The sequence below is a fragment of the Clostridium septicum genome (assembly GCF_003606265.1).
Taxonomy (GTDB): domain Bacteria; phylum Bacillota; class Clostridia; order Clostridiales; family Clostridiaceae; genus Clostridium; species Clostridium septicum.
In genome coordinates, this window is record NZ_CP023671.1 from 1 (window position 1) to 15,402 (window position 15,402).

Annotated in this window: 16 protein-coding genes; 13 read left to right on the forward strand and 3 right to left on the reverse strand. The window is 26.5% G+C overall.

Features of this window, described 5'->3' with window-relative positions:
- Together CP523_RS00005 and CP523_RS00010 are read left to right on the forward strand one after the other, a co-directional pair.
- Window positions 1–1,230 carry an IS91 family transposase gene (locus CP523_RS00005; RefSeq protein WP_120140379.1) on the forward strand — a complete coding sequence of 410 codons (1,230 nt, stop codon included), beginning with the start codon at window positions 1–3 and terminating at the stop codon, window positions 1,228–1,230.
- A gap of 14 nt (window positions 1,231–1,244) precedes the next feature.
- On the forward strand, window positions 1,245–1,436 hold the full coding sequence (locus CP523_RS00010) for a hypothetical protein (protein WP_066677279.1): 192 nt from the start codon (window positions 1,245–1,247) through the stop codon (window positions 1,434–1,436).
- 426 nt (window positions 1,437–1,862) lie between these two features.
- On the opposite strand, the gene CP523_RS00015 is transcribed toward CP523_RS00010, so the two are convergent.
- Entirely contained in the window at window positions 1,863–2,885 is a 1,023-nt protein-coding gene (locus CP523_RS00015) for an IS6 family transposase (protein WP_120140380.1), read from the reverse strand.
- Window positions 2,886–3,008: 123 nt separating this feature from the next.
- Here CP523_RS00015 and CP523_RS00020 point away from each other — a divergent pair, with 123 nt between their 5' ends.
- From CP523_RS00020 to CP523_RS00035, 4 genes are all read left to right on the forward strand, one after another.
- On the forward strand, window positions 3,009–3,542 hold the full coding sequence (locus CP523_RS00020; RefSeq protein WP_120140381.1) for a hypothetical protein: 534 nt from the start codon (window positions 3,009–3,011) through the stop codon (window positions 3,540–3,542).
- 64 nt (window positions 3,543–3,606) lie between these two features.
- Window positions 3,607–4,311, forward strand: a complete 705-nt coding sequence (locus tag CP523_RS00025; RefSeq protein ID WP_120140382.1) for a M48 family metallopeptidase — start codon at window positions 3,607–3,609, stop codon at window positions 4,309–4,311.
- A gap of 80 nt (window positions 4,312–4,391) precedes the next feature.
- Window positions 4,392–5,696, forward strand: a complete 1,305-nt coding sequence (locus tag CP523_RS00030) for a hypothetical protein (RefSeq protein ID WP_120140383.1) — start codon at window positions 4,392–4,394, stop codon at window positions 5,694–5,696.
- A 112-nt stretch (window positions 5,697–5,808) separates the two neighbouring features.
- Window positions 5,809–7,047 carry an IS256 family transposase gene (locus CP523_RS00035; RefSeq protein WP_120140384.1) on the forward strand — a complete coding sequence of 413 codons (1,239 nt, stop codon included), beginning with the start codon at window positions 5,809–5,811 and terminating at the stop codon, window positions 7,045–7,047.
- Between the two features lie 201 nt (window positions 7,048–7,248).
- Here the strand turns inward: CP523_RS00035 and ilvA are convergent, their stop codons facing one another.
- A complete protein-coding gene (gene ilvA / locus CP523_RS00040; RefSeq protein ID WP_066678960.1) occupies window positions 7,249–8,448 on the reverse strand; it encodes a threonine ammonia-lyase in 1,200 nt (399 codons plus the stop codon).
- Window positions 8,449–8,608: 160 nt separating this feature from the next.
- Here ilvA and CP523_RS15850 point away from each other — a divergent pair, with 160 nt between their 5' ends.
- Together CP523_RS15850 and CP523_RS00045 are read left to right on the forward strand one after the other, a co-directional pair.
- A complete protein-coding gene (locus CP523_RS15850) occupies window positions 8,609–8,752 on the forward strand; it encodes a hypothetical protein (RefSeq protein WP_162925921.1) in 144 nt (47 codons plus the stop codon).
- Between the two features lies 1 nt (window position 8,753).
- Window positions 8,754–9,626, forward strand: coding sequence for an SDR family oxidoreductase (locus CP523_RS00045; RefSeq protein ID WP_066678958.1), 873 nt, complete (start codon window positions 8,754–8,756; stop codon window positions 9,624–9,626).
- 73 nt (window positions 9,627–9,699) lie between these two features.
- On the opposite strand, the gene CP523_RS00050 is transcribed toward CP523_RS00045, so the two are convergent.
- Window positions 9,700–10,512, reverse strand: a complete 813-nt coding sequence (locus CP523_RS00050; protein WP_120140385.1) for a TIM barrel protein — start codon at window positions 10,510–10,512, stop codon at window positions 9,700–9,702.
- A 357-nt stretch (window positions 10,513–10,869) separates the two neighbouring features.
- On the opposite strand from CP523_RS00050, the gene CP523_RS00055 reads away from it, so the two are divergent.
- From CP523_RS00055 to cmk, 5 genes are all read left to right on the forward strand, one after another.
- Window positions 10,870–11,592, forward strand: coding sequence for a pseudouridine synthase (locus tag CP523_RS00055; protein ID WP_066678956.1), 723 nt, complete (start codon window positions 10,870–10,872; stop codon window positions 11,590–11,592).
- Window positions 11,593–11,602: 10 nt separating this feature from the next.
- Window positions 11,603–12,145 (forward strand): tRNA 5-(aminomethyl)-2-thiouridylate-methyltransferase MnmM, encoded by a 543-nt coding sequence (mnmM, locus tag CP523_RS00060; protein ID WP_066678955.1) that lies wholly within the window; start codon window positions 11,603–11,605, stop codon window positions 12,143–12,145.
- Window positions 12,146–12,284: 139 nt separating this feature from the next.
- On the forward strand, window positions 12,285–13,181 hold the full coding sequence (locus CP523_RS00065; protein WP_066678950.1) for a MurR/RpiR family transcriptional regulator: 897 nt from the start codon (window positions 12,285–12,287) through the stop codon (window positions 13,179–13,181).
- Window positions 13,182–13,361: 180 nt separating this feature from the next.
- Window positions 13,362–14,582, forward strand: a complete 1,221-nt coding sequence (locus CP523_RS00070; RefSeq protein WP_066678949.1) for a BaiN/RdsA family NAD(P)/FAD-dependent oxidoreductase — start codon at window positions 13,362–13,364, stop codon at window positions 14,580–14,582.
- A 99-nt stretch (window positions 14,583–14,681) separates the two neighbouring features.
- Entirely contained in the window at window positions 14,682–15,326 is a 645-nt protein-coding gene (cmk, locus tag CP523_RS00075) for a (d)CMP kinase (RefSeq protein ID WP_066678948.1), read from the forward strand.
- Window positions 15,327–15,402: the final 76 nt, after the last annotated feature.

Consider the following 15,402-nt stretch of genomic DNA (forward strand, 5'->3'; position numbering starts at 1 on the left):
ATGAAAAAAGGTAAGATAAAAAGAATATTAGAAGACCATTGGAAAGAGTTTGAAAAGTTATATAAAAATAAGATTAGACCTAATGTTAAAAAGGAAGTAGAAAAAGTTTTAAAGTGTAAAGATACAAAGTATGGATTTATTGAATTGAAGTGTAATAATTGTAATACTACAAAGAGAATCGGATTTACATGTAAAAGTAGATTTTGTACTTCATGTGGAAAGATTTATACGGATAATTGGATTGATAATATGTTGGGAAATTTAATAAATGTTAGGCATAGACATATAGTTTTTACTATACCAAAAGAATTAAGAGAATTCTTTGGACTGGATAGACAAAGACTTAAGATATTGCCGAAGTGCGCAGCGAGAGCTGTTACGAGTTGGATGCATAGTTTAAATAGAAAGGAGGAATTCACACCAGGTATAGTAACTGTAATACATACATTTGGAAGAGATTTAAAGTGGAATCCTCATGTACATATGATGGTTACAGAAGGAGGGAGAGGAAATATAACAGAATGGAGGCATATAAGGCACATATCTTATGAATCATTAAGAAAAAGATGGCAAAAGGTTTTGTTAGATGAAATAACTTATATAAATGGAAATACAAAAGAAATTAAATTACTAAAAAATAAACTATATAAAGAGAAAGATAAAGGTTTTTATGTTCATGCTAAAACTGAGATAAAATCAGCGAAGACAGCAGCAAAATATGTAGGGAGATATGTGGGACGTCCTGCGATAGCGGAATCAAGGATTCTTAAATATGATGGTGAAAATGTGACTTATAAATATACTAGACATGAAGATAATAAGGTCATAGTTGAAACTGTACATGTATATGAGTTCATAAAAAGAATAATAAGACATATTCCAGAGAAAAATTTTAAAATGATAAGATACTTTGGAATTTATTCTAGAAGAAGCAAAGGAAAATTTAATTTTATAAAAATGATAGATGAAAAGATATTAAGTATAAGAAGATCTATAGCAACTTGGGAGAATAGAATACTGGCAATAAGTGGTGTAAATCCGTGTAAATGTCCTAACTGTGGTAATAAAATGAGATTTCATGATATTGTATATCCTAAATATGGGTCCATGAGGGAACGGCTGAGAATTAAGATTATAGAAGAGAATGAAGAAAAATTAGAAAAGGCTATAGAAAATTATGCTATTACTAAACGTATATTAAGTGGTAAAATAATTCCGAAAACAACTTAGTTGGAGGAAGTAAGATGAAAACAGAGGAAATATTATATATTTGTACTATTTGCGGAGCTAAAGAAAATATTCCTAAAGAAGTAGTTGAATATTTTGATGAAATGGATCAAAGCAATGTTGATGAACCACCATGCTTTTCATGTGAAAAGTGCGGAGGAGTAATGAGGCCTAAAGAGTATACTGGAGTATATGGAATAAAGTATTAATTAATAGGAAAAATATAGCATAGAACAGATATCGGTTCTATGCTTCTTAAGGTACTTAAAATTAAATTCCCGAAGGGAGCGTGGCGAAAGCCACTTTTTTAGTAATTTTAAGAAAAGTAGAATAATAATAATATATTATTATTCTAATAAGAAATACTCGTAAATGATGAAATAAAAATAAAAAAATTAAAGTATCAAGTACTATAATAGAATAGACAAGATTAAAAAGAAAATATATAATGTAAAAGAAATTTATATTATATAAACATTTTAGGAATCTGTTAAGTTGATATGAAAAAATAGCTTGATTTTTCATAGAATTACTTGCTCTTTGAAAATTATATAAGTTTGAATGTTTTATTGTATGGCAAATAAGCCTACAATAGCATTGATTTTTTGCAGGTTAATCAAAGGTATTAAATTTAATTAAGATGCTGAAAACCAAGAGTTTTTAGAAAAGCTATCGCTGGCGAAGCCGGCAACTTCTGCTGGAGTACAGTTATTTAATGATCCATGTGGTCTAATAAAGTTATAGTGAAAGATAAATAAATATATAAGGTTATTAGCTTTTTGAAAAGAGTTGAATCCTTTCTTGGTTTTATACCAGGCTTTAAATGTTTTATTAAATGATTCAATTAAATTATTATTTGTATCACTAGACATTGGAGCTACAGGAATATGAGTTGTATTGGGCAATAGCGTAGCCACGGCTTCATTATATGAAGGTAATCTATCAGTTATAAAATTAGCTGGTTCACCAAATTTTTTAGCTTCATTTACCAATGCGTATGCTGAATCAGAACTTCTAGATTTAGTTAAATGAAATGCTAAAATAAATCTAGTTTCTGAATCAATAGCTAACCAAAGGTAGTATCTTTCACCATTAATAAATACTACTGTTTCATCAGCGTGCCAATCGTCAGATTGTAAGTTTAAACTAGCTTTAAATTTATCAGCCTTTTGTTTAAAGAAAGGTGCAAATTTATTAGTCCAACTGGCTATCGTGACATGAGATACTTTAATTCCAGAGTTAATCATCAAGAATTGAGAAATGGCTCTTGTTGATGAATTATTTAAAAAATATAGTGTTAATGCAGTTAGTATTACATGTAGCGGAAAACGCATTCCTTTCATTGAAAGGGAACCACTAACTAATTCACTAGAAGCTGTATCAATATTGGTGGTGTGATGTTTTACTATTATGTGATTACACTTCTTGTTATTGCACTTATAGCGATTGTAATGTTTATATGCATGATGTAAGTAAGTTCCCTTACCGCATCTAGGACATTTAGGATTATTTAGTTTAGGACGTCCGTCACCGTCGCCTAGGACGAATTGGCGCTTACACTGCTTACATTGATACTTTTGTTTAGCCTGCTTATTCATACCAAACTTATATAGTTTATCAGAATTACAGCGTGGGCATTTTATATTAGTTTTGCTCATTGTTCTTCTCTCCTTTTCGAAGGGGGTATTATTTAGTCTTGCAAACCTATTGTATTTCCTTGGGTTGAGAAGAGCAATGTTCATATAACTTAACAGATCGCATTTTAGCTTAAGGAGAAAAAAATGAGTTTAAATGAAAAATATTTAGAAGAAAAAATTAAACACTTAAAAAAGGCAATAGAAATTGTAGGTGGAAATAATTTATTAGAAAATAAATTCAGTAATTCAGAAGAATTATTAAAATATATAGTTGAAAGTGCTTTTAAAGAAGAAAAAATAGAATTTGAAGTAGAAAACAAAAAGTTTACTATAAAAGCCCTTATGGAAATAAAAGTTCAATATGAAAAACATTTAATAAGAAGTAGATCTAAAGTAATTCAAGGAATAACATATAAAATAAAAAAATATAATACTTCTTTAGATTCTTTAGTTAGAAAATATAAAAAAAGTAATAACATTAATGAGTATAACGAAATAAAAAATCAAATAATAAAAACATATAGAATGGATATTAATTTATACATATTAAAAGAAATAAATGAATTAATAATAAATGATATTAGAATAGCAGATGAAATAGATTTTTATGGACCTTATCTTTCAGAGAAAAGAGAACAATTAATTATTAATATAATGAGAAATATTGGAGTAAATTAAAATATAACACTTAGATTACTAAAATCTAAGTGTTATATTTTAATTTAGGAAGGGATAGAGTATAGTGAAGTTTTATTATAGAGATGAATTGATAGAATTTGTTATTGTATATAGAGATAGAAAAACCTTATCAATACAAATAGATATGGATGGAAAAGTAAAAGTTATTTCTCCTAAAAGTTTTCATGAAAAATATATATTAAGTATTGTTGAAACAAAAGGAAAATGGATATTAAATAAATTAAATTTAATAAAAAGTAGAAAAAATAGAATTCCTAGCTACAAATATATAAATGGTGAAAGATATTTATATTTAGGAGAATATTATAATTTAGTAATAAAAAAAGGTAGTTTTAACACAGAATATGCTAATATCCTATCTTTAGGGAAGTTATTAGAAGTAAAAATTAATTCCATTGAAAATATAAGAGGTATATTAGAAAAATTTTATAGATATGAATCATTTAAAATTATTAATGAAAGAGTCGAATACTATAAAAGATATTTTAGAATTAAACCAAAACAAATAAAAGTTAAGGAACAGAAAAGAATATGGGCAAGTTGTACTTTTGAAAATAAGTTATTATTTAATTGGAGATTATCAATGATGCCTATAGATGTAATTGATTATATAATTATTCATGAAATGTGTCATATGGAGTATAAAAATCATTCTAAGGAATTTTGGAATGATGTATATAGAGTAATGCCTAATTATAAAGAAAAAGAAATGTGGCTTAAAGAAAATGGGTGCATAGTTAATTTATAAATGTATAAGGTTCGACAAAATTTACTAGAAATGCTAATATTAAATGTAGAATATTAATTTGTATTTAGGAGAGGTTTAATTTGAAAAATTCAACAATTATAGATAATGTGGCTAATCAAACAAATTTACCTAAATGGTGGGTAGAATCAATAGCTATTCAATATTTTAATCCTAGAGAAATAACTTTAGAAAAAGAAGATAATCTATGGAAATTAGACTATTCAAAATTAGATGAAGATGAATTAGCAGAAGCAGCTATTTATAAAAAGTCAGTAATTTCAAATTATAAAATATTTCATAATATTAAAGAGAAAGTGTTTTATAAAAGATATATTGGAGATAAAAGAAATATAGAAAATAGAGACTTGCTTTTAAAAGAGTATGATGAAATAATAGCAAATGGTTTAGTATCTAAATATTATGTAGCTTTTAAAGAAAAGGAAGGATATATTGAGTCTCCAGAAAATATATTGAATTCCTATTATCAAGTATTAGATAATGAAAATATATATCAGTGGAAAGTTTTAGACTCAATAAGGTACTGTGAAGAAACATTTAATTTTAATTATGTTAATGAAATCTTTTCACTACAAGAAAAGCATGATTATTTAGTTAATTTATTAATAAGGTCAGAGGAAGTTGATGAAAAAGAAATAAGAGATAAAACTGAAGAATATTTAGAGTGGTGTAATGTAGTAAAGAGAAGTTTAGCAAAAACTTTATATGACGCTCATTTAGCAAGGTTATCAAGAATAGATGAAAATAATGAGCATAATATTAATAAAGTAATTAAAGAAGAGCCACCTTTAATATCCTCATATGAAAATTTTACATTAAAAGATGGAATATTTAAAAGTAACCATAACTTTTCCGGTTTTTTTTATAAAAAATCTTTAGAGCATTTGAAGAAAGCTAAATATATTGAAGAAGTATCAAAATCAGATAAAGAGCTTTTAAAAAATATAGATAATTTATATAATGAAAAATTATTAAGTTTAATAATGGGATTAAAATGTGTAGAAACATATATTAATAGTATAGGAAATTCATATTTTAAAGATATATGGGATGAAACTATTAATTTTACTTTAAAGTCTAAAATAAGATTTTATTTAAAATTAACTAGTAGAAAAGTTGATTTAGATGAAGAGTATAAGGATATAACTAATAGTATTTATAATTTAGTTAATTTATATGATGAATTTATAAATTCAAATATGGAATTTAAAGAGTCTTACATAGAAAATAATATTATTATAACTACTTTAGGTGTAAAACTATCAGATAGGGATTTAAATAATATTGATATAATACTTAACGAATTTATAGTTTATCTATCTAAAAAATGTAATATAAAATTGCCTTGCTGGATAAAAATAAAATAGCCTTATGAGACAGTAGATAGTTTTGTGTAAAAACAAAACTATCTACTGTTTTTTTTGTATTAACAGTTGGAAGTTTTGGAATAATATACTATATAAATTAGGAGGAATTATTATGACAAGAAAAATTGATACCAACTTTGATTACAACGAGGAAATTAAAAGATGTAAAACAATCGATGATGTGATGGGTAAAAACGGATTAATACAAAGATTAGTTAAAGATGTTCTTGAAAATATATTAGAAGGTGAAATGGAAGAACATCTAGGAAGAAATAAATATGAACGTGTAGAAGCAGTTGATCAAACTAAGAAGAACTACAGGAATGGTTATAGTCGCAAAAATTTAAGAAGTTCCTTCGGTGACGTCGACCTAGACGTACCCCGTGATAGAAATGCTGAATTTGAGCCACAAATTATAAAAAAATATGAAACTGTGTGTACTGAGTTAGATAAAAAGATTATATCTTTATATGCTAAAGGTATGTCAACATCTGATATTCAGGCTGAAATTGAAGACTTATATGGAATAACTATATCACCATCGATGGTATCTAAAATAACTGATAAAGTGCTTGCTAGCGCCGCCGAATGGCAAAATAGAGCATTAGATAAAATATATCCAATAGTTTATTTAGATGCTATGTACTTTAAAGTTAGAAGTAATGGAAAGATAGTTAACAAGGCTGTCTATATATGCTTAGGATACACTATGGAAGGATATAAAGATATTTTAGGTATATGGGTTGATGAAGCTGAAGGTGCTAAATTCTGGTTAGGAATTTGCAATGATTTAAAAAATAGAGGTGTAAAAGAAATTTTAATTGCTTGTATGGATGGATTAAAAGGGCTTCCACAAGCTATAAAAACAGTATTTCCATCAGTAAATATTCAAACATGTATTGTTCATCAAATAAGAAATTCAATAAAATACATAGCTTCAAAAGATAAAAAAGCATTTATGAAAGATTTGAAGGAGGTTTATAAGGCTACAACAGAGGAACTTGCGTTAGCACAGCTAGATAATTTAAAGGAGAGATGGGGAGATAAATATGGAATAGTAATAGATTCCTGGTATAATAATTGGAGTAACCTTTCAACATTTTTCGACTTCTCTCCAACTATAAGAAAGATGATTTATACTACAAATATCTTAGAAGGTTTTAATCGTCAAATACGTAAATTCACTAAAGTTAGAGTCATATTCCCAACTGATGAATCTTTAAATAAGTGTGTTTACTTAGCAACGATGGAGATACTAGAAAAATGGACTCAGCCTATACATAATTGGGGTGCTACGTTAGCAGAGCTATCAATAATATTTGAAGATCAATTAAAAGATGAATTAGCTTAAAAGCTTGTACTTTTTATAAATTATATGCATACTATTAGATTTTTTTGAAATACTAAAAAAGGTAATAAGAAACATTATTAGTATTTCTTAAATATAAAAAAATATTACTGGAAATGAAAATTTCCAGTAATATTAAAATAATAAAAATGATAATTACACAGAATTATCTATTCCCTCAGCCTTATGGCTATTTTATTTTTATCAATATAATTGAATTATATTATACCCGTAATTTTTAAACGTATCTTTTACTAAATTTATATGATCAAATCCATTAGTTTCAACGGTTACTTCTAATAAAACATTTCTTAATCTATTATTTGCTTTAAATTGATTATGCTCAAGTTTAACTACATTAGCACCAGTTTCTGATAACAGTCTAGATATTTCTAAAAGTTGACCTGGTATATCTGGTAGTTCAACTGCAAAGCAAAACAATCGTCCTCTTTCTACTAATCCATTATTTATTAGAGAAGAAATAGTAAGAATATCGATATTTCCTCCACTAATTATAGATACTATTTTCTTATTCTTAAAATTCAATTTTTTTAGTGCAGCTAAAGACACTGCACCTGATGCCTCAACTAGGAGCTTGTGTTTTTCACTGAGTATTAAAAAAGCCTCAACTATTTCATTATCAGTTACAGTAACTATATCATCAACATAATTTTGAATTATACTAAAGGTAATAGTTCCTGGGTTTTTAACTGCAATTCCATCAGCTATTGTACTTATGGAGTCAAGTTTTACAAGTTTGTTAGTTTTAAAACTTTTTTCCATAGCATTAGCTCCCTTAGCTTGAACTCCTATTATTTTTATATTAGGATTAATTTTTTTAGCTGCAAGGGCTATTCCACTTATTAATCCTCCACCACCAATAGGGCATACTATAACGTCTACATTACTTAAATCTTCAAATATTTCTAAAGCAATAGTTCCCTGTCCGTAAATTACAGTAAAATCATTAAAAGGATGTAAAAATGTAGCATGTTTTTCCTCTTCTATTCTTTTAGCTTCATTAAAAGCGTCATCATAACAATTTCCATACAAAACTACATTTCCACCAAATTCTTTAGTTGATTTTACTTTTAAAAATGGTGTAGTTTTAGGCATTACTATTGTAGATTTAACATTACATAAAGAAGCTCCATAAGCAACTCCTTGGGCATGATTACCAGCTGATGAACATACAACCCCTTTACTTTTCTCAATATCAGATAAAGAACGTATTTTGTTCATAGCACCTCTTATTTTATAGGCACCAGTAACTTGTAAATTTTCACATTTCATATAAATATCATTTCCACTTATGTTAGAAAAAAAACTACTATACAATAGTGGAGTTTTAATTACAACATCTTTTATTGTTTCTCTGGCTAATTGAATTTTTTCTAAATGCATAAATTTCACCTCAGTTATAGTAAATTAAGTATAAATATATTATATCATTATTTAATAGTAAATTTAGAAAATTCTAAAAATATTTTATGTTTATATAATAAAATTAATAGCTTAAGGAAGAATAATAAATGAATATAATTAGAGAAAAAAGGTGATATAAATGAAAGGGAATAATAAACTAGAAAACATGAAAACAGTTGGAAATTTTACAAAAGGAGCTATAGAAGAATTTGAAAAAAATATTGTTTCACAAAAAGATTATTTAGAAAAGGTTAATAAAAATCTTAAATATAGGAGTGAGTAGAATGTCATTTGAAAAAATTTTAAAAATAAAAATACCAGGTCAGCATCAAGATAAACAGCCAGGAGAAGAAAGTTTAATGAATCCTGCTCCAATTTATACTCTTTTAAATTATACATATCCATCAGGAAGACTCAAAGATAAAGTAGCTATTATCACAGGTGGCGATAGTGGTATAGGAAAAGCAGTAGCCTTAGCTTATGCTAAAGAAGGGGCTAAAGTTGCTATAGTTTATTTAAATGAGCATGATGACGCAAAGAAAACTAAAAGTTTAATAGAAGAAAATGGTGGTAAGTGTATTTTAATATCAGGTGATATTGGTGAAGAAAGTTTTTGTAAAAAAGTTGTAGATGAAGTAATACAAAATTTTAAAACAATAAATATTTTGGTAAATAATTCAGGAGAGCAACATACAGCTAATTCTATAGAGGATATTACAGCAAAGCAATTAGAAAGAACATTTAAAACTAACTTTTTTGGAGCATTTTATTTAAGCAAGGCAGTTATTCCTCATTTAAAACAAGGTGATTCAATAATAAATACTACATCCGTAACTGCATATCAAGGAAACGAGACTCTAATAGATTATTCATCAAGTAAAGGGGCACTTACATCATTTACTAGATCATTAGCAAAAAATTTAGCCACTAATGGTATAAGAGTAAACGCAGTAGCTCCAGGACCAATTTGGACACCATTAATTCCTTCTTCATTTGATAATAATAGAGTATCTACATTTGGAGAAAATACTGCTATGAAAAGAGCTGGCCAACCAGTGGAATTAGCAGAAAGTTATGTGTTTTTAGCTAGCAATGGATCCTCTTATATAACAGGTGAAACTATACATGTAAATGGTGGAGATATGGTAAACTCATAAAAACAAATAAAAACTAGAATTTTAATAGTATAAATTCTAGTTTTTATTTATATATAAATTTTAGAAGTAAAAACTACATACTTTCATAAGTATTTTTTAATAAAAGGGCATCATGCTCAAGAATAGGGCTTTCACAAATAAGGCATCCTTTTATATTATAATTTATTAAAGCTTTTAAACAATCTTTATAATTAAAATCACTCTCTTCAAAAGGTAAATTATACTTTTCTCCCTTTGGAGAATATTCAATACCAGATAAATGAATATGTAAATCTGATAAAGTATCTTTCCCAAGACCTTCTCCTACTTTATCTAGTATTCTAGCAAAATCACTATATTCTTTTAACTTTCCATTTTCTCTTGCGTGAATATGAGAAAAGTCTATACATAATTTACAATAAGGAATTTCACTACATATATTTATAAGTTCGTCAATATCTCCAAATTGAGTTGGTTTTCCAGTAGTTTCCAATCTATAATCTATATTGTTTGGTAAAGTAAGGATATTTTTCTTTATTTCTTCTAATGCCTCTTCTTTAGATGACTTTAAATAGAATCCTGGATGAAAGACTAAGCTTTTTCCACCAATGGATCTTAGTGCTTCAGATCCTTGTAATATTCTTTCAATAGATTTTTTTCGTTTTTCCTCTACTTCAGCATTTAAATTAATAAAATAGGATCCGTGAGCGGATAAATAGAAATCAAATTTTTCTTTTGCCTCAAGTATAGAAGGTCTATTCTTAGGGGTTACATTAACGGATCTAACAAATGGTAACTCCATTGCATCTAGTCCTATACTATGTAAATATTCTATACCAGTTGGATATGTGAATTTATCATCTTCACCAATTGGTAGCCCAGAAATACCAAATAATAAATTTCCCATAATAACTCCTTTTTAATATCTTTTTTTATTGAGTATATCAAATAGAATTTATCTTTTCAATATTCTACAGAAAATACCATATATAGATATGTTATACTATTTATCGGAAAATATTCGTAATCTTAATATTAAGATTTACAGGATTAATCTTACTTATGCTCATAAATACTTTCATTTACTCTTTAATTCTTAAAAAATATTTTTTTTAATTAAACATAAAAAAACTATAAAATAGAGCGTAATTATTAACAATATATATATAGATTCATAAAAATTTATTATTATTTTCTTTATATTGCATTAAGTTAGTTGTAATAGTACTATAAATACGTAGAATAATATTATGGAGTGATATTAATGGAAGAAAGATTACAAAAATATATGGCTAATTGTGGAGTTGCTTCAAGAAGAAAATGTGAAGAGCTTATTTTACAAGGTAAAGTAAAAGTTAATGGAATAATAGTAAATGAATTAGGAACTAAAGTTATTGAAAATGTAGATATTGTTGAATATAATAATAGGATTATAAAGAAAGAAGAAAACAAACTTTACATAATGCTTAATAAACCAGAAGGATATATAACATCTCTTAAAGATGAAAAAGGAAGAAAAACAATATTAGATTTAGTAAATGTAAAAGAAAGAATATTTCCTATTGGAAGATTAGATTATGATAGTTCTGGATTATTGCTTTTAACAAATGATGGAGATATTTATAATAAGATTATTCATCCTAGAGTAAAAATAAAAAAAACATATATTGTTACTTGTAAAGGTGAGTTTAATAAAAATGAATTAAATAAGTTTAAAAAAGGAATAGATATTGGAGACTATATTACTGCGCCAGCAGATATTAGAGTTATATCAATTGAAAATGTTAAAGAAGGAAAAGTTTCAATAGTAGAAATAGCTATACATGAAGGAAAGAATAGACAAATAAGAAGAATGTGTGCAGCTTTAAATCATCCAGTAATATCATTAAAAAGAATTGCTGTTGGCAATATAAAGCTAGGATATTTGAAAAAAGGAGAATGGAGAAATATTACAAATGAAGAGTTATCATATATTAATTCTTTATAGGGGGAAATAGATGTTTAGATATGTTGCAAATATAAGTGATTTATCACATTATATAATAAAAGATTTTTTAGAAAGAAAAAACATTGCTATAGATGCCACATTAGGTAATGGTCATGATACAGATTTTTTATCTGAAATTTTTAATAAAGTATATTCTTTTGAAATACAAAAAGATCCTTGTGAGTTATATAATAAAAAGGCTTTAAATAATGTAGAGGTAATAAATGATTCCCATGATAAATTCATAGAATATATAAATGATAATGTAGATTGCATAATGTACAATTTAGGATTTCTTCCAGGGGGAAATAAAGAGATAACAACCTTACATGAAACTTCTATTAAGAGTATTAAACAAGGGTTAGAAATTTTAAACCCTGGGGGAATCATGACTATATGTATATATAAAGGACATGATGAAGGTAAAAAAGAGGAATCTTGCATTTTAGAGTATATAAAAACTTTGCCTAAAAATAAATTTGGAGTAATGAGTCATAGTTATTTAAATAGGAATAAAACTGCTCCATCCCTTATAGTTATTGAAAAAAAATAAGTTGTTATATAATTATACTAAAAGTATTTATAAGTAAGTATAATAGTGTTATTTATTATAATATGAAATATATGTTGATACACTATTCATAAGATGTTAAAATAATACTAATTAAATACTAGAGAAAAGAAGGGATAGTATGGATAAAAATCTAAATGATAGCTCAAAGGATTTAATGAGATTAATACAATTAAGATTTTCAAGATTAAGTAAGGGACAAAAACTTATAGCTGAATATATATTAAAAAATTATGATAAAGCTGCTTTTATGACAGCTGCTAAGCTTGGAACTTCGGTTGGTGTATCTGAATCAACAGTTGTTAGATTCGCAAATGAGCTTGGATTTACAGGATATCCTAAGTTACAAAAAGCTCTCCAGGAACTAATAAAGAATAAGCTTACAACAGTTCAAAGACTAGAATTATCAAATGATTATATAAGCGAAGGATATGCATTAAAAGGTGTATTAAAAGCTGATATGGAAAATATAAGGTCTACCCTTGAAAAGATAAATTATAATACATTTGAAGATGTTATTAATAAAATTTTTGAAGCTAAAAGAATTTATATAATAGGACTTAGAAGTTCTACAGCACTAGCAGAGTTTTTAGGATTCTATTTAAATATAATATTACAAAATGTAAAGACTGTTGGATATGGAATATCAGATATATTTGAACAAATGATAAATGTTGGAGAAGGGGATTTAGTTATTGGAATAGGTTTTCCAAGATATGCTTCAAAAACAATAGATGCATTAAGTTTTTCACAAGATAGAGGAGCTAAAGTTGTTGCCATAACAGATAGTTTACTTTCTCCACTTGCTTCAAAGGCAGATTATACTTTAATTGCACAAAGCAATATGGCATCATTTGTTGATTCACTAGTTGCACCATTATCAGTTATAAATGCTTTAATAATTGCTGTAGGTATGAGAGAAAAAGAAAATATTGCAACTACATTTAATAATTTAGAACAAATTTGGAAAGGATATAATGTATATTCTTATAATAATAGAAATGTGGGAGATGACTAAGAATATAAATCTTTTATAGGCCTTCTAAACTACTATATAGTTTAATATCTAGTAGTTTAGAAGGCTTTTTTATAGCGTAAGTTTTTAGAATAAAATAAAGATATTATTTATTGAATAATATAACTTAAAATGATATTATTTTAAAAGGTATATTTAAATACCCTAGGAGGATAATAAAGCATGAAAAAAGTAATAGTTATTGGAGCAGGACCAGCAGGTATGATGGCTGCTATAGCTGCATCTAATGAAAATGAAGTTATTTTATTAGATGGGAATGAACGCATAGGTAAAAAACTATTTATAACAGGAAAAGGACGATGTAATGTTACAAATTCAAAAGATATCTCTGAATTTTTTGAGTTTATACCAGGGAATCCATATTTTCTTTATAGTTCTTTATATACATTTACAAATGAGGATACTATTAAGTTTTTTGAAGATCAGGGAATAAAATTAAAGGTTGAGCGAGGCGGACGTGTGTTTCCTGAGTCAGATAAATCTTCTGATATAATTAGAGGATTATCTAATGCATTATCTAAAGCTCATGTTAAAATTAAACTTAATAGTAAAGTAACAAATATTATAAGTGAAAATAATATAATTAAAGAGGTGGAGATAAATAATAAAGAAAAAATTAAAGGGGATTATTTTATTATTTGTACAGGAGGAGCATCATATCCTTTAACTGGTTCCACAGGAGAAGGACAAAAATTTTCTAAAAAGCTTGGACATAATATAATAGATTTAAAACCATCCCTTGTTCCAATAGAAATTAATGATATTTGGGTTAAAGATCTTATGGGATTGTCTTTAAAAAATATAGAAATATCAATATTTGAAGAAGGAAAGAAAAAAGCAATTTACAAAAATCAAGGAGAAATGATATTTACGCATTTTGGAATATCAGGTCCTTTAATATTAAGTGGATCAAGATTTATCAAAGAAAATAAGAAGTTTAATATAAAATTAGATTTAAAGCCAGCTTTAAGTGAAAATGAATTAGATAAAAGAATCCAAAAAGACTTTAAGAAATTTATAAATAAAGATTTTAAAAATTCATTGGATGAGTTACTTCCTAAAAAATTAATTCCATTAATTATTACACTTTCTAAAATCCCAGAAAACAAAAAGGTTAATGAAATAACTAAGGAAGAAAGAAAAGCTTTAGTTAATTTATTAAAAGGATTTAATATGGAAGTTAAGGGATTAAGACCAATTACTGAAGCTATAGTTACAGCAGGAGGAGTTGATACAAAGGAAATAGATCCATCCACTATGAAGTCTAAAATAATAAAAAATTTATCTTTTGCTGGAGAAGTAATAGATGTAGATGCTTTTACTGGTGGATATAACGTTCAGATTGCCTTAGCAACAGGATTTGTAGCAGGTACTAATTTATAAATTAATTATAGATATAAAATTTAACTTGAGAAAGAAACTTTTAAATAATATAATTTATAAAGAGACATTTTTAGTTAAATGAGAAAGGCGGTAAAAATTTTGAAAATTTCAGTAGCAATAGATGGACCAGCTGGTGCAGGAAAAAGTACAATTGCAAAACTTGTTGGAAAAAATCTTGATTTAATGTATATAAATACTGGAGCCATGTATAGAGCAGTAGCGTTAAAGGCAAAGGAGAATAATTTGGATATAAATAACGTAGAAGAAATATGTAATATTATAGATTCTATGGAAATGAAGTTTGAAAATGATGATTTAATATTAAATGGAGAAAATATTCAAAGTAAAATAACAATGCCAGAAATAAGTTCAGTGGTATCAGCATATGCATCTATTCAAGAAGTAAGACATAAATTAGTGAGTCTTCAAAGAAAAATGTCAGAAAAATTCGATGTTATTATGGATGGAAGAGATATTGGAACAGTGGTTTTAAAAGAGGCTCCATACAAATTTTTCTTAACAGCAACCCCAGAGGAAAGAGCTGACAGAAGATATAAAGAGTTAAAAGACAGAGGTTTAGTAGTTAATTACAATGAAATATTAAATGATATAATAAAACGAGATTATTTAGATACTCATAGAGAGGTGGATCCTTTAAGAAAAGCTGATGATGCAATAGAAATAGATACAACGGGTTTAACTATAGAAGAAGTTACAGAAAAAATTAATTCTTATATAAAGTAATTTTAATATTAATTAATAAAGGTATTCTTAAAAGAGCATTATAATAATATAAATAATATATATGATTTTGACTTAG

What these genes read in the sequence shown, in the direction of transcription:
- CP523_RS00005 (WP_120140379.1), top strand. Translation starts at nt 1, where the DNA reads ATGAAAAAAGGTAAGATAAAAAGAATATTAGAAGACCATTGGAAAGAG.
- CP523_RS00010 (WP_066677279.1), top strand. Translation starts at nt 1,245, where the DNA reads ATGAAAACAGAGGAAATATTATATATTTGTACTATTTGCGGAGCTAAA.
- CP523_RS00015 (WP_120140380.1), bottom strand. Translation starts at nt 2,885, where the DNA reads ATGAGCAAAACTAATATAAAATGCCCACGCTGTAATTCTGATAAACTA.
- CP523_RS00020 (WP_120140381.1), top strand. Translation starts at nt 3,009, where the DNA reads ATGAGTTTAAATGAAAAATATTTAGAAGAAAAAATTAAACACTTAAAA.
- CP523_RS00035 (WP_120140384.1), top strand. Translation starts at nt 5,809, where the DNA reads ATGACAAGAAAAATTGATACCAACTTTGATTACAACGAGGAAATTAAA.
- ilvA (WP_066678960.1), bottom strand. Translation starts at nt 8,448, where the DNA reads ATGCATTTAGAAAAAATTCAATTAGCCAGAGAAACAATAAAAGATGTT.
- CP523_RS15850 (WP_162925921.1), top strand. Translation starts at nt 8,609, where the DNA reads ATGAAAGGGAATAATAAACTAGAAAACATGAAAACAGTTGGAAATTTT.
- CP523_RS00045 (WP_066678958.1), top strand. Translation starts at nt 8,754, where the DNA reads ATGTCATTTGAAAAAATTTTAAAAATAAAAATACCAGGTCAGCATCAA.
- CP523_RS00050 (WP_120140385.1), bottom strand. Translation starts at nt 10,512, where the DNA reads ATGGGAAATTTATTATTTGGTATTTCTGGGCTACCAATTGGTGAAGAT.
- CP523_RS00055 (WP_066678956.1), top strand. Translation starts at nt 10,870, where the DNA reads ATGGAAGAAAGATTACAAAAATATATGGCTAATTGTGGAGTTGCTTCA.
- mnmM (WP_066678955.1), top strand. Translation starts at nt 11,603, where the DNA reads ATGTTTAGATATGTTGCAAATATAAGTGATTTATCACATTATATAATA.
- CP523_RS00065 (WP_066678950.1), top strand. Translation starts at nt 12,285, where the DNA reads ATGGATAAAAATCTAAATGATAGCTCAAAGGATTTAATGAGATTAATA.
- CP523_RS00070 (WP_066678949.1), top strand. Translation starts at nt 13,362, where the DNA reads ATGAAAAAAGTAATAGTTATTGGAGCAGGACCAGCAGGTATGATGGCT.